Source organism: Blastococcus sp. SYSU DS0619 (assembly GCF_054051035.1).
In genome coordinates this window covers 42,897-62,538 of the sequence record NZ_JBJHAM010000001.1, presented here as the reverse complement: position 1 = coordinate 62,538, position 19,642 = coordinate 42,897, and the positions used below count along the sequence as shown (strand labels likewise).

Here is a 19,642-nt window from a genome sequence, read left to right as displayed (position 1 = left end):
ACGGTGGCGAGCCCACGTGGGACGGCGCGCCAGGTGATCTCCCAGTCCGTGCGTGACCAGCGGATTTGCCGGGAACCAGACAGACCGTGAGGCTCGGAACGGAGGCGCACCACGTCTCGACGAACCGAACGACGGCCGGCCGGAACACGGCCGGCGACGACACGATTGGGTTGCACCATGCCCCTGCCTGACCTGTCCCCGGAACAGCGGGCGGCCGCCCTGGAGAAGGCGGCCGCAGCTCGCAAGGCACGTGCCGAACTGCGCGAGCGACTCAAGAGCAAGGGCGCCACGGTCGGCGACGTCCTCAAGCAGGGCGAGACCGACGAAGTCATCGGCAAGATGCGGGTCTCCGCGGTGCTGGAATCCCTGCCGGGTGTCGGCAAGGCCCGGGCTGCGAAGATCATGGAACGCCTGGAGATCTCCCCGACGCGACGCGTGCGGGGACTGGGCGCCAACCAGCGGCGGGCGCTGGAATCGGAGTTCGGCGGCGACCAGGTCGTCGCCGAGCAGGTTCCTGCCGACGGCTCCGTCTGAGGAGTCGCCGGCGCCGCCGACGAACGCGGGCGAGGACGACGAGTGGCTGCAGCGACACCGGCACGGCTGACCGTGCTCTCCGGACCCTCCGGGGTCGGCAAGGGCACCGTGGTCGCCGAGGTCCGGCGGCGGCACCCCGACGTGTGGGTGTCGGTGTCGGCCACCACTCGTCGTCCCCGGCCGGGTGAGGTCGACGGGGTGCACTACCACTTCGTCGACGACGCCGAGTTCGACCGGCTGGTGGCCGCCGACGGGCTGCTGGAGTGGGCCGAGTACGCCGGGAACCGGTACGGCACCCCGGTGGCGCCCGTCCGCGCCCAGCTGGCCACCGGCCGGCCGGCGCTGCTGGAGATCGAGCTGCAGGGCGCCCGTCAGGTGCGGGCCCGGGCGCCGGAGGCACAACTGGTCTTCCTGGCGCCGCCGTCGTGGGCCGAGCTGGTCAGCCGGCTGGCCGGTCGCGGGTCGGAGCCGGCCGCCGTGCAGGAGCGCCGGCTGGCCATCGCGCAGGCCGAGCTGGACTCCTCCGGGGAGTTCGACGTGGTGGTGGTCAACGACGACGTGGCCCGCGCCGCGGACGAGTTGGTAGGCTTGCTGACTGCGCCCTCACCCGGACTCGTGCCGGGGGAGTAGTGCCCACGAGGAAGAGCCTCGCCGGTGGACCCGCCGGCGCCTTCCTCCCGCTATCGAATGAGGAGCACGCCCGCCCGTGTCCGGAGTCGCACCCGCCCCCGAGGGCATCACCAACCCGCCGATCGACGAGCTGCTCGAGCGCACCAGCAGCAAGTACGGGCTGGTGATCTTCGCCGCCAAGCGCGCGCGCCAGATCAACGCCTACTACAGCCAGCTCTCCGAGGGCCTGCTGGAGTACGTCGGCCCGCTGGTCGACACCGCGCCGCAGGAGAAGCCCCTGTCGATCGCCCTCCGCGAGATCAACGAGGGGCTCCTGGCGCACACCGCCGGCGAGAACTGAGGCAGGATCTCGTCCGCCCGCCTGGGCGGGCACCCCAGAACTGATGAGAACGCACCCGGCAGGCGCTGCCGGGTGCGTTCTCGTGTCGGGAGGATGACCGCGTGAGTCGGATCGTGCTGGGTGTCAGCGGTGGCGTCGCCGCCTACAAGGCCGCGCTGCTGCTGCGCGCCCTCACCGAGGCCGGGCACGACGTGCGCGTCGTCCCCACCCCCGGCGCGCTGCACTTCGTCGGCGCGGCGACGTTCGAGGCGCTGTCGGGCAACCCGGTCACCACCGACGTCTGGTCCGACGTCCCCGAGGTGGCGCACGTGCGGATCGGCCAGACCGCCGACCTCGTCGTCGTCGCCCCGGCCACCGCCGACCTGCTGGCCCGCGCCGCGGCGGGCCGGGCGGACGACCTCCTGACCGCGACGCTGCTCACCGCGCACTGCCCGGTGGTGTTCGTCCCGGCCATGCACACCGAGATGTGGCTGCACCCCGCCACGCAGGACAACGTGGCCACGCTTCGCCGCCGCGGCGCGGTCGTCCTGCCGCCCGCCGTCGGCCGGCTCACCGGTCCCGACTCCGGCCCCGGTCGGCTGCCCGAGCCCGCCGACATCGCCGCGCTGGCCGCGGTCGTGCTGGACGGGGGCGCCGACGCGCTGCCGCAGGACCTCGCCGGCCGCCGGGTCGTCATCAGCGCCGGCGGCACCCGCGAGCCGCTGGACCCGGTTCGCTACCTGGGCAACCGGTCGTCGGGCAAGCAGGGCTGGGCCCTGGCGCGGGTCGCCGCCGCCCGCGGCGCGGAGGTCGTCCTGGTGGCCGCCAACGTGGAGCTGCCCGCGCCCTTCGGCGTCCGGGTGGTGCCGGTCGGGACGGCCGAGGAGCTGCGGACGGCGGTGCTGGCGGAGTCGAGCGCCGCCGACGTCGTGGTCATGAGCGCCGCGGTCGCCGACTTCCGGCCGGCCGGCGTCGCCGCCACCAAGCTGAAGAAGGGCGCGGCCAGCGAGCCGAGCGCCGTCGAGCTCGTCCGGAACCCCGACGTCCTGGCCGAGCTGGTCGCCGAACGCGCGCCGGGCCGGCTCGTGGTCGGCTTCGCCGCCGAGACCGGTGACGACGACGGCGACGTGCTCACCCACGCCCGCGCGAAGCTGGCCCGCAAGGGTTGCGATCTGCTGGTGGTCAACGACGTCTCCGCCGGGCAGGTGTTCGGCAAGGCGAACAACGCCGTGGTGGTCCTCGCCGCCGACGGGTCGGCGACCGAGATCGCGCTCGGCCCCAAGGACGGCATCGCCGCCGGAATCTGGACCGTGGCGGCAGCCCGGCTGACGGGCCGCTGACCCGTCCGGTGGGCCTAGCACGGCCCGGAGCTCGCCCGGGGGGCCCGGCGACGAGGCTCAGCCCACGAACCAGGGAGCGGCCCCCAGGGCGAGGTAGCAGACCGGGACCAGCGCTGTCGGCACGAGCGCGTTCCAGCGACGCCGGACCTGCTGCGCCCCGTCGCCCGCAGCGGGGGGCAGCGGTGAGGTGACCAGGTCGTCGTTCGCCAGCTCCCGGTACTCGAGCCAGGCCAGGACCACGACCACGCCGAACAACCCGACGGCCACCACGGCCGCCGGCACGGGCAGGACCGACGACGTCACGAACCGGCCGGACACCGCCGAGCCCAGCGAGGCCAGCACGACGAGGGCAACCGCGGCGGGGCCGACCACCCACGTGTGGGTGATCAGCGGACGGACCAGTCGGGGGACGGCCAGCACCACGAGCAGGACCAGGGCGAGGCAGCCGACCTGGACGCCGTTCCAGGTCAGGACGCCACCCTCGGCCCAGGTCCGCGTGGCTGCCGTGCCCACGATCAGGGCGACGACCTGCGCCGCGCCCAGCGCCGCGACCGTCCAGACCCCGGACACCCGCTCGGGCGAGCTCTCCGTGTCGATCTGCCGGGCGTAGGACGTCGGATCGCCGAACGCTTCGGCTGGCGTCTCGCCGCTCTCCGCGCAGTGCCGCTCCACCTCCGCCAGGCGTTCCCCGATCACCGGACCGGGGACGTCGCGCAGCCGCAGCTCGAGCACGAACGCGCCGCACCACTCCTGCTGAGCGAGGACGAAGGGACGCTGCCAGACCTCCTGGTGCGGCTCCTGGACGCGCGGGGTCTCGTTCACGATCTGCTCCTCGGGGGGATGGCGTCGGCGGCCGACAGGTGGTCGGTGACCCGGGCGGAGAAGCTCTGCCACCGGTCCTGGCCGTGCTCGAGCTCGCGGCGCCCGGCGTCGGTGAGCGTGAAGTACTTGCGTTCCGGCCCCCCGTCTCCCGTCCGCCAGGCCACGGTGACCAGCGAGTTCTTCTCCAGCCGGGCCAGCAGTGGGTACAGCGTGCCGCCCTTGACGTCCCCGAAACCGGCGGCCGCCAGCTCGCTGGCGATGGCGTAGCCGTAGGTCGGTCCGTCGGCCATGACGCGCAGCACGCACAGTTCCAGGACCCCGCGCAGCCACTCACTGGGCTGGGCGGAGCCGGTCATGACTCGATAGTGGCTCTACTCAGACGCTCTGTCTAGTCACCGTGCCGGGCGCGTTCTCCCGCCACCGCGCGTTCCCGTGCCCGACCCCACCCGTCCACGGGCGGGGCCGTCGGCACGTACGGTCGGGTCCAGGTCCTCCGCCCACTCGCCATGAGCGGCGGGCCCAGGCCCCGCCCCCGGTGGTTTCACGCGACCGGGGCGGGGCCGCCTCCTCGGCGGGGTCCGGCGCGGACCGGGTCGGGCTCCCGCACGGACGCGGACGCGGGCGCACTGCGGCGCGGAGGCGCCGGCGCCGAGGCCCTGGCACGGGTCCACCCGCGCCGAGGGGCGCCCGGTCTCGCCCGGGTAACGTCCCTCCACGAGTCGTGGCACCGAGCGGCTCGCCGAATCGTGTCCCGCGACCCAGGAGTACCGACATGCCACGCCGCCTCTTCACGTCCGAGTCGGTGACCGAGGGCCACCCGGACAAGATCGCCGACCAGATCAGCGACTCGATCCTGGACGCGATGCTGACGCAGGACCCGCGCAGCAGGGTCGCCGTCGAGACCCTCATCACCACCGGCCAGGTGCACATCGCCGGTGAGGTCACGACCGCCGGCTACGTCGACATCCCGGCCATCGTCCGCGAGACGGTCCTCCGCATCGGCTACGACTCCTCCCGCAAGGGCTTCGACGGCGCGTCGTGCGGCGTCAGCGTGTCGATCGGCGCCCAGTCGCCGGACATCGCCCAGGGCGTCGACACCGGGTACGAGTCGCGCACGGGCGGCAGCTCCGAGGACGACGCGATCGAGCGCCAGGGCGCCGGTGACCAGGGCCTGATGTTCGGCTACGCCACCGACGAGACCCCCGAGCTGATGCCGCTGCCGATCGCGCTCGCTCACCGGCTCTCCCGCCGGCTGTCCGCGGTGCGCAAGGACGGCTCGGTGCCCTACCTGCGGCCCGACGGCAAGACCCAGGTCACCGTCGTCTACGAGGACGACCGGCCGGTCGCGGTCGACACCGTGGTCGTCTCCTCGCAGCACGCCGAGGACATCTCGATCGAGACGCTGCTGACCCCCGACATCGAGGAGCTCGTCGTCGAGCCGGAGCTGGCCGCCCTCGGCCTGCCCACCACCGGCCACCGGCTGCTGGTGAACCCGACCGGCAAGTTCGTCATCGGCGGCCCGATGGGCGACGCCGGCCTGACCGGCCGCAAGATCATCGTGGACACCTACGGCGGCATGGCCCGTCACGGCGGCGGCGCCTTCTCCGGCAAGGACCCGTCGAAGGTCGACCGCTCGGCGGCCTACGCGATGCGCTGGGTGGCGAAGAACGTCGTCGCCGCCGGGCTCGCCCGCCGCTGCGAGGTGCAGGTCGCCTACGCGATCGGCGCCGCGCACCCGGTCGGCCTCTTCGTCGACACCCACGGCACCGGCACGGTGGCCGACGAGGTGCTGGAGAAGGCGGTCAGCTCGGTGTTCGACCTGCGCCCGGGCGCCATCGTGCGCGACCTGGACCTGCTGCGCCCCATCTACGGGCCGACCGCCGCCTACGGCCACTTCGGCCGGAGCGACCTGGACCTGCCGTGGGAGCGGCTGGACCGCGTCGAGGCGCTGCGCTCGGCCGTGGGGGCCTGAGGACCGAGCCCGCCCCCCGGCCCCGCCCGCCCGCCGCGGGGCCGGGGGAGGAGCGCGGTCCTGTCGGTGGGGCCGGGGAGACTGGCCCGGTGCAGGTCGCCCGGGTCGTCGTCGACGTCCCGCTGGCCCACCTGGACCGGCCGTTCGACTACGCGGTCCCGGAGAAGTACGCCGACACGGTGCAGCCCGGCTGCCGGGTACGGGTCCGGTTCCACGGCCGGCTGGTCGACGGCGTGGTGTGGGAGCTGACGGACACCACCGAGTTCGCCGGCAGGCTGCAGCCGCTGTCCCACGTGCCCTCCGGGGAGCCGGTGCTCACCCCGCAGGTCGCGCGCCTGGTCCGCGCCGTCGCCGACCGGTACGCGGGCACCGCCAGCGACGTGCTGCGCCTGGCCCTGCCGCCGCGCCGGGCCGCCGCCGAGAAGCGGCCCTCGCCCACCCCCGAGGAGCTGCCCGGGCCACCCGACCCGGCCGGCTTCGCCCGCTACCCGGCCGGCCCCGCGCTCCTCGATGCGCTGGCCGAGGGGCGGCCGGCGCGCGCCGTGTGGACGGCGCTGCCCGGCGAGGACTGGCCGACGCGGCTGGTCGAGCTGTGCCGGGCGGCGTTGTCCGGCCGCCGTGGGGCGCTCGTCGTGGTGCCCGACGGCAGGGACCTGGACCGGCTGACCGCGGCGGCGGAGCGGCTGCTGCCCGAGCACTCGTTCACCGTGCTGCGGGCCGACGACTCGCCGGAGAAGCGCTACCGCCGGTTCCTCGCCGCCTCGCGGGGCGCCGCGCAGGTGGTGCTGGGCACCCGGGCGGCGATGTTCGCGCCGGTCCGGGAGCTCGGGCTGGTCGTCGTCTGGGACGACGGCGACGACTTGCACTCCGACGAGCGCGCCCCCTACCCGCACGCGCGCGACGTGCTGGTCCAGCGGGCCTGGCTGGACTCCTGCGCCTCCGTGGTCGCCGGCACGTCGCGCACCGCCGAGGCGGCGTTGCTGGTGGAGTCCGGGTGGGCGCACGAGCTGGTCGCCGACCGAGCGGTGCTCCGCACGGCCGCCCCCCGGGTCCAGGCGCTGGGGGAGGACTTCGAGCTGGCCCGCGACGCCGCGGCCCGCACCGCGCGGCTGCCCTCGCTGGCCTACGACGTGGCGCGCAAGGCGCTCGCCGCCGGCGCACCGGTGCTCGTGCAGGTTCCCCGGCGCGGCTACGTCCCGTCCCTGGCCTGCGCCCGCTGCCGGGCGCCGGCCCGGTGCGCCGCCTGCGCCGGCCCGCTGGGCATCTCGCCGCGGCCGGGCCCGGGCGGCGGGCGGATCCCGGCCTGCCGCTGGTGCGCCCGCCCCGCCGCCACGTTCGACTGCCCGCACTGCCACGGGACGAAGCTCCGGGCCTCGGTGGTGGGGGAGTCGCGCACCGCCGAGGAGCTCGCGCGGGCCTTCGCCGGCACGACGGTGCGCACCTCCGGCAGCACCTCCGGCGTCCTGGCCACGGTGCCGGCGGGTCCCGCGCTGGTCGTGGCCACGCCCGGTGCCGAGCCGGTGGCCGACGGCGGGTACGGCGCCGCGCTGCTGCTGGACTCCTGGGCGCTGCTCGGCCGGGCGGACCTGCGCGCCGGCGAGGAGGCGTTGCGCCGGTGGACCAACGCCGCGTCGCTGGTGCGGCCCGCCTCGGCCGGGGGACAGGTGGTCGTGGCCGCCGACGCCGGGCACCCCGTCGTCCAGGCGCTGGTGCGCTGGGACCCGGGCTGGCTCGCCGAGCGCGAGCTGGCCGACCGCCGCGAGCTCGGCTTCCCGCCGGTCACCCGCATGGCGTCGCTGGTCGGGTCACCGGCCGCGCTGGGCGAATTCCTGGCCGCGGCGCGGTTGCCCGCCGACGCCGACCTCCTGGGGCCGGTCCCGGAGCCGCCTCGGCAGGGGCAGGGGGGCGAGCGGGAGCGATACCTGGTGCGGGTGCCGCGCACCGAGGGCGCGGCGCTGGCGCACGCGCTGGCGGAGGTGCAGGGCGTGCGCAGCGCGCGCAAGGTGCCCGAGCACGTCCGGGTGCAGCTGGACCCGCTCATCCTGGTGTGAACCGGCGGCCGCCTACGATCACCGGGTGAGCGTCACCCCCATCCGGCTGTTCGGCGACCCGGTGCTGCACCGGCCCGCGGCGCCGGTCGTCGACTTCGACGAGGAGCTCCGGCAGCTCGTCACCGACCTGACCGAGACCATGCAGGCGGCCGGTGGCGCAGGGCTGGCGGCACCGCAGATCGGCGTCGGCCTGCGGGTGTTCACCTGGTACGTCGACGGCGAGGTGGGCCACCTGGTCAACCCCGACGTCGTCCCCGTCGGCGAGGAGGTGCAGGACGGCCCGGAGGGCTGCCTGTCCATCCCCGACCTGCGCTACGACTGCCGTCGGCACCTGCACGTGGTCGCCTCCGGCTGGAACATGCACGGCGACCCGGTGCGGGTCGAGGGCTCCGAGCTGCTGGCCCGCGCCATCCAGCACGAGACCGACCACCTCGACGGCGTCCTGTTCGTCGACCGGCTCGCCGACGTCGACCGCACCGCCGCGCTGGCCGAGATCCAGGCCGCCGAGTGGGCCGGCTACGGCAGCTACCTCCCCGTCGTGAAGGTGAGCCCCCACTGAAGCTCCTGTTCGCCGGCACCCCGGCGCCCGCCGTCCCCTCGCTGGAGGCGCTCCTCGCCTCCGACCACGAGGTCGTCGCCGTCCTCACCCGGCCCGACGCCCGCTCCGGCCGCGGCCGGAAGGTGAGCCGCTCCCCGGTGGCCGAGCACGCCGACGCCGCCGGCCTCCCGGTGCTGCAGCCGCGTTCGCCCCGGGAGCCGGAGTTCCTGGACCAGCTGGCCGCTCTCCAGGTCGACTGCGCGCCGGTCGTCGCCTACGGCGCCCTGGTGCCCCGGGCGGCCCTGGACCTGCCGCGGCACGGGTGGGTGAACCTGCACTTCTCGCTGCTGCCGGCCTGGCGCGGCGCCGCGCCGGTGCAGCACGCGATCATGGCCGGTGACGAGATCACCGGCGCTTCGACGTTCCTCCTGGAAGCCGGGCTCGACACCGGGCCGGTCTACGGCACCCTCACCGAGGCCATCGGTCCCCGGGACACCGCCGGTGACCTGCTCGACCGGCTGGCGGTCAGCGGCGCCGCGCTGCTCGTGGCCACCCTGGACGGCATCGCCGCCGGCGCGCTGGAGCCGCAGCCGCAGCCGGCCGACGGCGTCAGCCTGGCGCCCAAGGTGGAGACCGCGGACGCCCGGGTGGACTGGGCGCTGCCCGCGCACGTCGTCGACCGGCGGGTCCGCGGGGTGACGCCGGCGCCCGGTGCGTGGACCACGTGGCGGGGGGAGCGGATGCGGCTGGGGCCGGTCGTCCCGGAGCCGGAGGGCCCGTCACTGGCACCGGGTGGGCTGCTGGTCGAGGACGGACGCGTCCTCGTGGGCACCGGCACCGGCCCGGTGCGGCTGGACCAGGTGCAGCCCGCGGGCAAGCGGATGTTCCCGGCTGCGGACTGGGCCCGCGGGGCCCGCCCCGCCCCGGGCGAGCGGCTGGGCGGCGAGTGACCCGCCCGCCGCGGAAGGGCGGCTCCGGACGGCGCCGGCACCCCGCCACCCGGCGGCCGGTGCTCGACGGCGCCCGGCTGACCGCCTACGACGTGCTGGACGCCGTCTCCTCGCGCGAGGCGTTCGCCAACCTGCTGCTGCCTCAGCTGCTGCGGGAGCGGCAGCTGGATCCGCGGGACGCCGCCTTCGCCACCCAGCTGGCCTACGGGACGCTGCGGGCGCAGGGCACCCTGGACGCCGTCCTGGCCGGGCTGGTGTCGCGCCCGCTGACCGAGCTGGACCCGCGCGTGCTGGACCTGCTGCGGCTCGGGGCGTACCAGCTCATCGACCTGCGGGTGCCCTCCCACGCGGCCGTGGACACCACCGTGGACCTGACCCGGGGCATCGTCGGCACGGGCGCGTCCGGGCTGGTCAACGCGGTGCTGCGCAAGGTCGCCGGCGGCGGGGACCGGGCGGCGTGGCTGGCCGTGCTCGGCGCGGAGGGCGACGAGCGGCTGGCGCTGGCCACCGACCACCCGCGGTGGATCGTCGATGCCTGGCGGGACGCGCTGGGCGACGAGGCGGAGCTGGAGCCCGCGCTGCTGGCCGACGACGTCGCCCCCGAGGTGCACCTGGTCGCCCGGCGCGTGGCCCGCGAGGAGCTCGCCGAGGAGTCCGGCGGTGAGCCCGGTCCGTGGTCGCCGTTCGCGGTGCGCCTGGGCGGGGGCGACCCCGGCCGGCTGGCGTCGGTGCGGTCGGGGCGCGCGGCGGTGCAGGACGAGGGCAGCCAGCTCGCCGCCCTCCTGCTGGCGCGTGCGCCGGTGGAGGGGCCGGAGCGCGCGTGGCTGGACATGTGCGCGGGGCCCGGCGGCAAGGCGGGGCTGCTCGCCGTCACCCGGCCCGAGGGGGTGCGGCTGACCGCTGCGGACCGGGCGCCGCACCGGGCCGAGCTGGTCGCCCAGACGCTGCGCGGTGAGGACGACGTCGAGGTGCTGGCCGCCGACGGCACGCAGCCGCCGTGGGAGCCCGGCTCGTTCGACCGGGTGCTGCTGGACGCGCCGTGCACCGGGCTCGGCGCGCTGCGCCGCCGTCCGGAGGTGCGCTGGCGCCGGACGGCCGAGGACGTCGCCCCGCTGGCCGAGCTGCAGACGGCGCTGCTGGACAGCGCCCTGCGTTCGGTGCGGGTCGGCGGGGTGGTCGCCTACGTGACCTGCTCGCCGCACACGGCGGAGACCGTGGCGGTGGTGGACGCCGCTGCCGCCCGTGACGACGTGGAGGTGCTCCCGGTGGCCCCGCTGTTCCCCGAGGTCCCCGGCATCGGGCGGGGCGACTTCGGGCAGCTGTGGCCGCACCGGCACGGCACCGACGCGATGTTCATGGCGCTGCTCCGCCGCACCAGCTGACCGACGCGGCCGCTGCCCGTCCTGACGGTCGGGTCAGAAGGGTGGTGGGTCCTCCGCCGGTTCCGGGTCGGGCTTCGGTGGTCGGGGTGGCTCGCTGAGCACCCGGTAGCCGGGTGGCCGGCTGGTCCGGGTGACGCCGGACGGGGTGATCACGGTGAGGACGCCGTCGTCGCTCATCGTGTGCTGCCAGCCGGGGGCGAAGGTCTTGAGCCGGTGGTGGCGGCGGCACAGGCAGCACAGGTTGTCGCAGGCGGTCTCGCCGCCGTCGGCGTGTGGGAGAACGTGGTCCAGATCGGTGCGGGCGGCCGGTGCGGTGCAGCCGGGGTGGCGGCAGGTGCGGTCGCGGTCGCGCAGGAACCGCTGCTGGGTGGCCGAGGGTCGGTAGCGGTCGACCGGGCCTGGCACCCCGAGCACCGGGCAGCCGCAGCCGCCGTTGCCGTCGGGGTGGTCGGGGTGGTCGGGGCAGCCGCGGCGGGCCAGCCGGGCCGCCTCGCCGGGGGTGGTGAGGGCCAGCAGCGCCCCGGTGGCGTCGGTGATCGCGATCTCCAGGCGGCCGCCGGCCGGTGCCCGCACGCCGGCGGCGTCGAGTGCGGTGAGCAGTTCGCGCAGGTGGGCGGCGGTGATCGGCTCCCCGTCGACCACCCCGACCGGGGCGGGGGTCCCCGGCGACGCGCCGGCGACCGTGAACTCGGCGGGCAGTGGCGCACCGGCGGCCAGGAGGCGGGCCGGGGTGAGCGCGCCCAGCGGCGCCACCACGGTCAGCTGGGCGGTCACCGACGGCTGCTCCTGCCAGGGGCGCAGCATCAGGTCCGCCGCCGCCCCGGCGCGCAGCATCCCGATCGGGCGCAGGTCGCCGGCGTCCTTCGCGGCGCGGGCGTGGCGGTCGACGGTGTCGCGGCAGGCCCGGGCCTCGGGATGCGGCATGAGCGCGCGGAACTCGCTCATGCCGTCCCCGACCGGGCGCACGGTCACATCCGCCCCGCGGCGGCGCTGCGCCCGCCGCCGGTCCGCGGCGGCGGCGTCGCGCGCGACGAGCTCGGCCCGGACCGCCTCCCGCAGCCGGCGGACCGAGAGCTCGGTGGACCGGGGCAGCACCGCGGCCTCCACCGCGGCGATCACGCCCGGGTCGGTGTCGGCCCCGGTCGCGGCGACCTCCGCCGCGATCGCCCGCGCCCGGGGCCAGTCCAGCCGGCCGGTCCGCAGCGCGGAGAACGTGCGTGGCAGGACCGTGGTCAGCAGCCCGGCGTGCTCCAGCAGGGTGACCGCCGCCGCCCGGCTGCAGTTCTGCACCATCGCCAGCTCATCGGGCACGAACTCGCTCGTACCGGCCGGCCCGTGTGCCCCGGCCCCCTCGCCCCCGGGCGGCGGATCGGCCGGGGCGGGGCGGGCGGCGGCGAGATCCGTCACCAGCTCCGCCCGCAGCGCGGCCAGCTGCGCCTCGGCCGCCACGATCTGCTGGAGCAACCCCGCCGCCTCCGCAGCGCTCCGCCGGACGGGCAACCAGGCACTCAGCGGCTCACCCAGCGCCGGCGACGGCTCCGGATCCAGCAGCTCCCACCCCGACGGCGGGCTCACCGGCACCACGGCCACCCCGATCGCGAACCCGCCACCCGACGACATACCCGCAGGCTAGGCAGGGGGTACGACACTTCTCGCGGGTCGGGCACCCGCGGATCAGCCGGTCAGTCCTGCCACCCGCCCGGGCGGCTCAGAAGGGGAACTGCCGCCGGGTGTGCTGGACGCTGATCCAGTGGTCGGTGGTGAACTCGTCGATCGCCCACTCGCCGCCGAAGCGACCGAGCCCCGAGTCCTTCTCGCCACCGAACGCGGTGTTGTTCTCGTCGTTGAGCGGCGAGTCGTTGACGTGCGTCATGCCCGCCTCGACCTGCAGGGCGAAGTTGACCCCGCGCAGGGTGTCCCGGGTGAAGACGGCGCTGGAGAGCCCGTACTCGGTGTCGTTGGCGATGCTCAGCGCCTCGGCCTCGTCGCGGGCCCGGATGATCGTCGCGACCGGGCCGAAGACCTCCTGCCGGGCGGTCGCGACGTCGTTGGTGCCCAGCAGCACGTGCGGCGGCAGCACCGAGCCGATCGGGCCCGTGGGGTCGCCGCCGAGCAGCTGCTCGGCGCCGTCGGAGATCGACTGGGCGACCTTCTCCTGGATGCCCTCGAGCTGCTTGGCGTTGATGATCGGGCCGATCACGGTGTCGGCCTCGGTCGGGTTGCCCGCCTTGAGCCCCCGCACCCGCTCGACGTAGCGGTCGACGAACTCGTCGTGCACCGCGGCGTCCACCACGATGCGATTGGTGATCATGCAGACTTGGCCCTGGTGGAAGAACTTCCCGAAGACGGCGGCGTCCACCGCGTACTCCAGGTCGGCGTCGTCCAGCACCACCAGTGGGCCGTTGCCGCCGAGCTCCAGCGAGAGCTTCTTGAGCCCCGCCTTCTCGGCGATCCCCTTGCCCACCGGGGTGGACCCGGTGAAGGAGACGACGCGGGGGGTGGGGTGGCTGACGATCGCGTCACCGATGTCGCGGCCGGCGCCGATGACCACCGAGAGCACGCCCGGGGGCAGCCCGGCCTCCTCGTAGATCTTGGCCAGCAGCAGGCCGCCGGTCACCGGGGTGTCACCGGCCGGCTTCAGGACGACGGCGTTGCCGAGCGCCAGCGCCGGCGCGACCGAGCGGTTGGACAGGTGCATCGGCACGTTCCACGGGCTGATCACGGCGACTACCCCGACCGGACGGCGGTAGACGCGGCTCTCCTTGCCCTCGATGTCGGCCGGCAGGATCCGGCCCTCCATCCGGTACGGGTAGGACGACGCCTCGTGGAAGTCGCGGAGGGTGATCGCGTACTCGAACTCGGCGGCCGGCGCAGCGGCGCCGCTCTCCCGGATGTGCCAGTCGACGATCTCGTCCTTGCGCGCCTCCATGATGCGGGCGGCGCGGCGCATCACGTCGGCGCGGTCGCTGGGCAGTCGGGCGGCCCACTCGCGCTGCGCCTGCTTGGCGGTCGCGTAGGCCTCGTCGAGGTCGTCGGCGTTCGCGAGGGGGATCTCGGTGAGCGTCTCGCCGGTGTAGGGGTCGGTGTCGGTGGCGGTCTTCCCCGCGTTGCCGGCGCGCCAGGTGTCGCCGATCGGCATGCGGTCGAAGCCGTCGTAGGGGGCGGGGGCCGAGGAGTCGGAAGCCATGCATCGGGCCCTACCCGGTCGTGTGCCACGAACACGCACGGCAGGGACGATCGGCTCAGTCCCGCGGCGGACCGGGCGGGTCCGCGCGCCACCGCCGCCCAGCGCGGGCCCGCCGGTGGGCGTCGACCAGGAACGCGGTCACGCCGACCACGAGAAGTACCGCCCCGGGTACGGCCGTTCGCGGGTCGTCCCACTCGGCCAGGGCGGCCTGGGGGAGCAGCAGACCGAGCGCGATCAGCCAGGCGGCGAACGGCTGCCTGGCCATGGCCGCTGCGTCCCGGTCGGCGCGCTGGCGGCGGCCGGGCCCTGGGTCGACGTGGTGGAGGACGGCGTGCTCGGTGACGTAGCGATCCGTGTTCAGACGTCGGCCGCGGTCGGTGCCGAGCAGGGCCCAGGCGAGGCCGGCGGGGCCCAGCAGGACGACCCCGGCGATCAACCAGCCGGCCGCCGACCAGCTCCCCGGCTCCAGCCGGAGGAGTGCGAAGCCGGCGAGGAACGAGGGGACGGTGACGGCCAGCAGGCGCAGCTCCTGCCGCGCCCGCTCGCGCACCGCAGCGCCCGTGTCGTCGTCCGTCATCGGCGTGCTCCGGGGCGTCCCGCTCACCGGCGCAGCTTAGGGCGCCGGTCCGCACGCCGACGCGGCTCGCGGAGGGGATCAGCCGGTCGGGGGACCGGCGAGCAGCACGGGCACGGGGGAGTGGTGGGTGACGTGCTCGGCGACGCTGCCGAGCACCCGGTGCGACAGCCCCCGGCCCCGGCGGCCCACGACGACGACGTCGGCGCCCTCCTGCCGCGCCACGTCGAGCAACGCGGTGCCGGGCTGACCGCTGACCAGCTCGACGACCGGCGACTCCCCGGGGAACCAGCCGGCCCGGTCGGTCAGCAGCGTCCGGCACCGGGCCTGCTCGGTGTCGTCGGCGAACTCGACGACGTCGGGGTCGACGGCCATGACCAGCACCACCCGGGTGCCCTCGCCGGGAAGCAGGGCCGCCGCGTCCCGCACCGCGCGGTCGGACTCCGCCGACCCGTCGACCCCGACGACCGCCGTCACCGACCCGGTGGTCGGCGGGACGTCCCCGTCGGCGCGGGGGGTGCGCTCGACGACCCGGTGCTGGCGCCGTCCGCGCTCCAGCGCCATGGGCAGGAAGAGCGGCCCCAGGACGGCCCCCAGGAAGTACCACTGCGGATCGCGGTACCCCCGGCGGCCGAGGAACAGCGCGGCGCTCCAGCCGATCGCGATCCAGACGACGACGACCAGGGCGATGACGGCGGACGTCGGCATGGCAGCTCCTCCGGGTGCGCACAGGGTGGCGACGACGGTCGTGCTCCTGAACGCCTGACGACCGGCGGTCGGCTCGGGTTCCGCCGACCTGCGCACCTAGACTTCGCGGACGTGTCCCGGCAACCGATGATCGCGCCCAGCCTGCTGTCCGCGGACTTCGCCCGCATCGCCGACGAGGTCGCGCGCGTGGCCGACGCCGACTGGCTGCACGTCGACGTGATGGACGCCCACTTCGTCCCGAACCTGACCCTCGGCCTGCCCGTCGTCGAGGCGATCCAGCAGGTCAGCCCGGTGCCGCTGGACTGCCATCTCATGATCGAGCACCCGGAGCGCTGGGCACCCGGCTACGCCGAGGCCGGGGCGCGCAACGTGACGGTGCACGCCGAGGCCTGCACCGACCCCCGCGCCGTCGCCCGCGACATCCGGGCCGCCGGGGCGCTGGCCGGGCTGGCGATCAAGCCGGCGACACCGCTCGAGGACCACCTCGACGTGCTGACCGACTTCGACACCCTGCTGGTCATGAGCGTCGAGCCGGGCTTCGGTGGCCAGTCCTTCATCGCCGACGTCCTGCCCAAGGTGCGGCGGGCCCGCGAGCTCGTCGACGCCGGGGAGCTCAGGCTGCTCGTCGAGATCGACGGCGGCATCAACGCCGACACCATCGAGCAGGCGGCCGAGGCCGGCGTCGACATGTTCGTCGCCGGGTCCGCGGTCTACGGGGCCGACGACCCCGCCCGGGCCATCGCCGCGCTGCGCGCGCAGGCGGCCGCGGCGATGCGCGGATGAGCGTCCTGCCGGCCGAGCTGCAGGCGATGCGGCGCGCCCGGGAGCTCGGCACGACCGTGCTCGGCACGACCAGCCCCAACCCGGCCGTGGGAGCCGTGGTCCTGGCCGCCGACGGCAGCGTCGCGGGGGAGGGGGCGACCGCCCCGCCCGGTGGCCCGCACGCGGAGGTCGCCGCGCTGGCGCAGGCCGGGGAGCGGGCCCGCGGCGGCACCGCCGTCGTCACCCTGGAGCCCTGCGCGCACACCGGCCGCACCGGACCGTGCGCCGAGGCCCTCCTCGCCGCCGGGATCACCCGGGTCGTGGTCGCCGTCCCCGAGCCGACCGAGCTGGCCGGCGGGGGAGCGGACCGGCTGCGAACCGCCGGGGTGGACGTCGTCGTCGGCGTCGAGCAGGAGGCCGCCGAACGAGGGGCGCTCGCCGGCTGGCTGACCGGGGTCCGGGAGCAGCGCCCCTACGTGATCTGGAAGGTGGCCGCGACCCTCGACGGGCGGGTGGCCGCCGTCGACGGGAGCAGCCGCTGGGTCACCGGCCCCGAGGCGCGCGCCGAGGTGCACCGGCTGCGGGCCGGCTGCGACGCCGTCGTGGTCGGCTCGGGCACCGCGCTCGCCGACGACCCGCAGCTGACCGTCCGCGACGCCGATGGCCGGGACACGGTGCGGCAGCCGCTGCGCGTCGTCGTCGACCGCCGGGACCGGCTGCCGGCCACCGCGCGGGTCCTGGACGACGCCGCGCAGACCCATGTGAGCCGGGCCGCGGAGCCGGCGGCGCTGCTGGCCGAGCTGTTCGCCCGCGACGTGCGCCGGGTGCTGCTGGAAGGAGGGCCGACGCTCGCCGCGGCCTTCCTGCGGGCCGGGCTGGTCGACGAGGCCGTCGTGCACCTCGCACCGAAGCTGCTGGGCGCCGGCCCGTCGCTGGTCGGCGACCTGGGAATCAGCGGGATCGGCTCGGCGCTGTCCTACTCGGTCACCGATCTCACCCCCCTGGGCGGGGACGTGCAGATCCGGCTGCACCCCACCCGGCACACTGGTGGGGTGGCCCGCACCAGCGGGGGCAGCACGGACGGGAGGAGCTGAGGTGTTCACCGGCATCGTCGAAGAGATGGGCACCCTGGCGGCTCGTGAGGACCAGGGCGACTCCGCCGTCCTCCGGATCCGCGCCCGCACCGTCCTGCAGGACGTCTCGCTGGGCGACTCCATCGCGGTCAACGGGGTCTGCCTCACCGTCACCGGGGTCCGGCCCGACGCCGACGGCGCCGGCGAGTGGACCACCGACGTCATGGCCGAGACGCTGCGTCGCAGCAGCCTGGGCTCGGTCACCGACGGCGCGCCGGTCAACCTGGAGCGCGCCGTCAGCCCGCACACCCGGCTCGGCGGCCACCTGATGCAGGGCCACGTCGACGGCGTGGGCCGGGTCGTGTCCCGCACCCCCGCCGAGCACTGGGAGGTCGTCCGCATCGGCCTGCCGGCCGGGCTCGGCCGCTACGTCGTTGAGAAGGGCTCCATCGCCGTCGACGGCGTCTCGCTCACCGTGAGCGCGGTCAGCTCCCTGGCCGACCCCGAGCCCTGGTTCGAGGTCAGCCTCATCCCCACCACCCTCCGCGAGACCACGCTCGGTGCGCGCGCCACGGGGGAGCCCGTCAACCTGGAGGTCGACGTGATCGCCAAGTACGTGGAGCGTCTGCTGGAGGCCCGCGCATGAGCGAGGGTCCCCGGCTGGACTCCATCGAGTCGGCCCTGGCCGCCATCAAGAGCGGCAGGCCCGTCGTCGTCGTCGACGACGAGGACCGCGAGAACGAGGGCGACCTGATCTTCGCCGCCGAGCTCGCCACCCCCGAGCTGGTCGCGTTCATGGTCCGGTACACCTCCGGCTACGTCTGCGTGGCCGTGACCGAGGCCGACGCCGACCGGCTCGACCTGCCCCCGATGCACCGGGTGAACCAGGACCGGCTCGGCACCGCCTACACCGTCACCGTGGACGCCCGCGAGGGCGTCACGACCGGCATCTCGGCCTCCGACCGGGCGCACACCATCCGGACGCTGGCCGCGGCCGAGACCACGTCGGCCGACCTGGCCCGGCCCGGGCACGTCGTCCCGCTGCGGGCTCGGGACGGCGGCGTGCTGCGCCGCCCCGGGCACACCGAGGCCGCCGTCGACCTGGCGCTGCTGGCCGGCCTGCGTCCCTCGGGCGTGCTCTGCGAGATCGTCAGCGAGAAGGATCCGATCGGGATGGCGCGCAGCGAGGAGCTCCGCGTCTTCGCCGACGAGCACGACCTGTGCCTGATCTCCATCGCCGACCTGATCGCCTACCGCAAGCGCTTCGACAAGCTGGTCGAGCGCGAGGCCGAGGCGATCGTGCCGCTGGCCCCGGGCACCTTCACCGCCGTCGGATACCGCAGCTCCTACGACGAGCGGGAGCACGTCGCCTTCGTCTACGGCGAGATCGGCGACGGCGAGGACGTGCTCGTCCGGGTGCACTCCGAGTGCCTCACCGGCGACGTGTTCGGCTCGCTGCGCTGCGACTGCGGCCCCCAGCTGCAGGCCGCGCTGGCCGCCGTCGCCCAGGAGGGCCGCGGCGTCGTGCTCTACATCCGCGGGCACGAGGGCCGGGGCATCGGCCTGCTGCACAAGCTGCAGGCCTACCAGCTGCAGGACCTCGGTGCGGACACCGTCGACGCCAACCTCGACCTCGGCCTGCCGGCCGACGCCCGCGACTACGGCACCGGCGCGCAGATCCTCGTCGACCTCGGCATCCACACCATGCGGCTGCTCACCAACAACCCGGCCAAGCGCGCCGGGCTCGAGGGCTACGGCCTGCGCGTCCTCGGGCGGGTGCCGCTGCCCAGCCACGTGACCGCGGAGAACCTGGGCTACCTGCGCACCAAGCGGGACCGCATGGGCCACCTGCTCGACATCATCGAGCCGGAGACCGAGTCCGGCCCGGCGGACAGCCCGGTGCCCGCGCCGGCCGACGCCCCCGGGGCCACGACGGTGCCCGGCACGGACGTCCCGCTCCGTCGGAACGAGCAGCCGTCGTGAGCGGCGCCGGCGCACCGCAGGTCGGTGCCGTCGACGCCGCCGGCCTGACCCTCGGCATCGTCGCCACGACCTGGCACGCCGAGCTGACCGACACCCTGCTGGCCCGCGCGGTCGAGGCGGCGAGGGCCAGCGGCATCCCGGCCCCCACGGTGGTCCGGGCGCCCGGTGCGGTCGAGCTGCCCGTCGTCGCCCAGGCGCTGGCCGAGCGGCACGACGCCGTGGTGGCGCTCGGGGTCGTCGTCCGCGGCGGCACACCGCACTTCGACTACGTCTGCGACGCCGTCACGGCGGGGCTCACCCGGGTGGCGCTGGACGCCGGCAAGCCCGTCGGCAACGGCGTCCTCACCTGCGACACCGAGGAGCAGGCGCGCGACCGCGCGGGCCTGCCCGGATCGGCCGAGGACAAGGGCTGGGAGGCGGCGATCGCCGCCCTGGCCACCGCCCTGACGCTGCGCGAGCTGCGCGGCGCGCCCCGGCAGACCGGCTTCTCCGCGATCCCCGCCGGCCAGGAGGCCCGTCCGTGAAGACCTTCGACACCCTGTTCGACGAGCTGGCCGGCAAGGTCGCGGCCGGTGATCCCGCGTCGGGCACCGTCACCGCCGTGCGCGACGGCGTGCACGCCGCGGGCAAGAAGGTCGTGGAGGAGGCCGCCGAGTCGTGGATGGCGGCCGAGCACGAGGGCGCCGACCGCACGGCCGAGGAGATCAGCCAGCTCCTCTACCGGGTGCAGGTGCTCATGCTGGCCCGGGGCCTGACGCTGGACGACGTCTACGCTCACCTCTGATCATCCCGCCCGCCGTCCCCGTCCGAGGAGTTC

Annotated in this window: 21 protein-coding genes; 15 read left to right on the top strand and 6 right to left on the bottom strand. The window is 75.6% G+C overall.

Features of this window, described 5'->3' with window-relative positions:
* Positions 1-177: 177 nt before the first annotated feature.
* The 4 genes from mihF (at position 178) to coaBC (ending at position 2,823) form a co-directional block, all read left to right on the top strand.
* Positions 178-534, top strand: coding sequence for an integration host factor, actinobacterial type (gene mihF / locus ACI79T_RS00300; protein WP_269194556.1), 357 nt, complete (start codon positions 178-180; stop codon positions 532-534).
* 42 nt (positions 535-576) lie between these two features.
* Entirely contained in the window at positions 577-1,164 is a 588-nt protein-coding gene (gene gmk / locus ACI79T_RS00295) for a guanylate kinase (protein WP_456608044.1), read from the top strand.
* 76 nt (positions 1,165-1,240) lie between these two features.
* Positions 1,241-1,504, top strand: coding sequence for a DNA-directed RNA polymerase subunit omega (rpoZ, locus tag ACI79T_RS00290; RefSeq protein WP_014376157.1), 264 nt, complete (start codon positions 1,241-1,243; stop codon positions 1,502-1,504).
* A 101-nt stretch (positions 1,505-1,605) separates the two neighbouring features.
* Positions 1,606-2,823: a bifunctional phosphopantothenoylcysteine decarboxylase/phosphopantothenate--cysteine ligase CoaBC gene (coaBC, locus tag ACI79T_RS00285; protein WP_456608043.1), complete on the top strand. Its 1,218-nt coding sequence runs from the start codon at positions 1,606-1,608 to the stop codon at positions 2,821-2,823.
* Positions 2,824-2,880: 57 nt separating this feature from the next.
* Here the strand turns inward: coaBC and ACI79T_RS00280 are convergent, their stop codons facing one another.
* Together ACI79T_RS00280 and ACI79T_RS00275 are read right to left on the bottom strand one after the other, a co-directional pair.
* Positions 2,881-3,645 (bottom strand): hypothetical protein, encoded by a 765-nt coding sequence (locus tag ACI79T_RS00280; RefSeq protein WP_456608042.1) that lies wholly within the window; start codon positions 3,643-3,645, stop codon positions 2,881-2,883.
* Positions 3,642-4,001 (bottom strand): PadR family transcriptional regulator, encoded by a 360-nt coding sequence (locus tag ACI79T_RS00275; RefSeq protein WP_456608041.1) that lies wholly within the window; start codon positions 3,999-4,001, stop codon positions 3,642-3,644. Before ACI79T_RS00275 ends, ACI79T_RS00280 begins: the two co-directional genes overlap by 4 nt.
* 416 nt (positions 4,002-4,417) lie before the next feature.
* On the opposite strand from ACI79T_RS00275, the gene metK reads away from it, so the two are divergent.
* From metK to ACI79T_RS00250, 5 genes are all read left to right on the top strand, one after another.
* Entirely contained in the window at positions 4,418-5,617 is a 1,200-nt protein-coding gene (gene metK / locus ACI79T_RS00270) for a methionine adenosyltransferase (RefSeq protein ID WP_456608040.1), read from the top strand.
* Positions 5,618-5,706: 89 nt separating this feature from the next.
* Entirely contained in the window at positions 5,707-7,668 is a 1,962-nt protein-coding gene (locus ACI79T_RS00265) for a primosomal protein N' (RefSeq protein WP_456608039.1), read from the top strand.
* Positions 7,669-7,693: 25 nt separating this feature from the next.
* Positions 7,694-8,227, top strand: coding sequence for a peptide deformylase (gene def, locus ACI79T_RS00260; RefSeq protein WP_456608038.1), 534 nt, complete (start codon positions 7,694-7,696; stop codon positions 8,225-8,227).
* Complete coding sequence (gene fmt, locus ACI79T_RS00255; protein ID WP_456608037.1) at positions 8,176-9,156, top strand: methionyl-tRNA formyltransferase; 981 nt, start codon at positions 8,176-8,178, stop codon at positions 9,154-9,156. Before def ends, fmt begins: the two co-directional genes overlap by 52 nt.
* Positions 9,153-10,538: an RsmB/NOP family class I SAM-dependent RNA methyltransferase gene (locus ACI79T_RS00250; RefSeq protein WP_456608036.1), complete on the top strand. Its 1,386-nt coding sequence runs from the start codon at positions 9,153-9,155 to the stop codon at positions 10,536-10,538. The genes fmt and ACI79T_RS00250 overlap by 4 nt, the downstream gene beginning before the upstream one ends.
* A gap of 33 nt (positions 10,539-10,571) precedes the next feature.
* Here ACI79T_RS00250 and ACI79T_RS00245 read toward each other — a convergent pair whose 3' ends face one another.
* From ACI79T_RS00245 to ACI79T_RS00230, 4 genes are all read right to left on the bottom strand, one after another.
* Positions 10,572-12,158 carry a DUF222 domain-containing protein gene (locus ACI79T_RS00245; protein ID WP_456608035.1) on the bottom strand — a complete coding sequence of 529 codons (1,587 nt, stop codon included), beginning with the start codon at positions 12,156-12,158 and terminating at the stop codon, positions 10,572-10,574.
* An 88-nt stretch (positions 12,159-12,246) separates the two neighbouring features.
* Positions 12,247-13,725 carry an aldehyde dehydrogenase family protein gene (locus ACI79T_RS00240; RefSeq protein WP_456608034.1) on the bottom strand — a complete coding sequence of 493 codons (1,479 nt, stop codon included), beginning with the start codon at positions 13,723-13,725 and terminating at the stop codon, positions 12,247-12,249.
* A 55-nt stretch (positions 13,726-13,780) separates the two neighbouring features.
* Positions 13,781-14,329 (bottom strand): hypothetical protein, encoded by a 549-nt coding sequence (locus ACI79T_RS00235; RefSeq protein ID WP_456608033.1) that lies wholly within the window; start codon positions 14,327-14,329, stop codon positions 13,781-13,783.
* Between the two features lie 51 nt (positions 14,330-14,380).
* On the bottom strand, positions 14,381-15,007 hold the full coding sequence (locus tag ACI79T_RS00230) for a universal stress protein (RefSeq protein WP_456608032.1): 627 nt from the start codon (positions 15,005-15,007) through the stop codon (positions 14,381-14,383).
* A 111-nt stretch (positions 15,008-15,118) separates the two neighbouring features.
* Between ACI79T_RS00230 and rpe the strand changes: the two genes are divergently transcribed.
* Genes rpe through ACI79T_RS00200 form a run of 6 tightly spaced genes read left to right on the top strand, consistent with a single transcriptional unit; the run spans position 15,119 to position 19,609 of the window.
* On the top strand, positions 15,119-15,790 hold the full coding sequence (gene rpe / locus ACI79T_RS00225) for a ribulose-phosphate 3-epimerase (RefSeq protein WP_456608031.1): 672 nt from the start codon (positions 15,119-15,121) through the stop codon (positions 15,788-15,790).
* On the top strand, positions 15,787-16,863 hold the full coding sequence (ribD, locus tag ACI79T_RS00220; RefSeq protein ID WP_456608030.1) for a bifunctional diaminohydroxyphosphoribosylaminopyrimidine deaminase/5-amino-6-(5-phosphoribosylamino)uracil reductase RibD: 1,077 nt from the start codon (positions 15,787-15,789) through the stop codon (positions 16,861-16,863). The genes rpe and ribD overlap by 4 nt, the downstream gene beginning before the upstream one ends.
* 1 nt (position 16,864) lies before the next feature.
* A complete protein-coding gene (locus ACI79T_RS00215) occupies positions 16,865-17,488 on the top strand; it encodes a riboflavin synthase (protein WP_456608029.1) in 624 nt (207 codons plus the stop codon).
* Positions 17,485-18,825: a bifunctional 3,4-dihydroxy-2-butanone-4-phosphate synthase/GTP cyclohydrolase II gene (locus ACI79T_RS00210; protein ID WP_456608028.1), complete on the top strand. Its 1,341-nt coding sequence runs from the start codon at positions 17,485-17,487 to the stop codon at positions 18,823-18,825. The genes ACI79T_RS00215 and ACI79T_RS00210 overlap by 4 nt, the downstream gene beginning before the upstream one ends.
* Positions 18,822-19,349: a 6,7-dimethyl-8-ribityllumazine synthase gene (ribH, locus tag ACI79T_RS00205; protein ID WP_456608027.1), complete on the top strand. Its 528-nt coding sequence runs from the start codon at positions 18,822-18,824 to the stop codon at positions 19,347-19,349. The genes ACI79T_RS00210 and ribH overlap by 4 nt, the downstream gene beginning before the upstream one ends.
* Positions 19,346-19,609 carry a phosphoribosyl-ATP diphosphatase gene (locus ACI79T_RS00200; RefSeq protein WP_456608026.1) on the top strand — a complete coding sequence of 88 codons (264 nt, stop codon included), beginning with the start codon at positions 19,346-19,348 and terminating at the stop codon, positions 19,607-19,609. The genes ribH and ACI79T_RS00200 overlap by 4 nt, the downstream gene beginning before the upstream one ends.
* The last annotated feature ends 33 nt before the right edge of the window (positions 19,610-19,642 follow it).

Excerpts from the sequence above, each read along its gene's own strand:
- mihF (WP_269194556.1), top strand. The coding sequence starts at position 178 with ATGCCCCTGCCTGACCTGTCCCCGGAACAGCGGGCGGCCGCCCTGGAG.
- ACI79T_RS00275 (WP_456608041.1), bottom strand. The coding sequence starts at position 4,001 with ATGACCGGCTCCGCCCAGCCCAGTGAGTGGCTGCGCGGGGTCCTGGAA.
- metK (WP_456608040.1), top strand. The coding sequence starts at position 4,418 with ATGCCACGCCGCCTCTTCACGTCCGAGTCGGTGACCGAGGGCCACCCG.
- ACI79T_RS00245 (WP_456608035.1), bottom strand. The coding sequence starts at position 12,158 with ATGTCGTCGGGTGGCGGGTTCGCGATCGGGGTGGCCGTGGTGCCGGTG.
- ACI79T_RS00240 (WP_456608034.1), bottom strand. The coding sequence starts at position 13,725 with ATGGCTTCCGACTCCTCGGCCCCCGCCCCCTACGACGGCTTCGACCGC.
- ACI79T_RS00230 (WP_456608032.1), bottom strand. The coding sequence starts at position 15,007 with ATGCCGACGTCCGCCGTCATCGCCCTGGTCGTCGTCGTCTGGATCGCG.
- ribD (WP_456608030.1), top strand. The coding sequence starts at position 15,787 with ATGAGCGTCCTGCCGGCCGAGCTGCAGGCGATGCGGCGCGCCCGGGAG.
- ACI79T_RS00210 (WP_456608028.1), top strand. The coding sequence starts at position 17,485 with ATGAGCGAGGGTCCCCGGCTGGACTCCATCGAGTCGGCCCTGGCCGCC.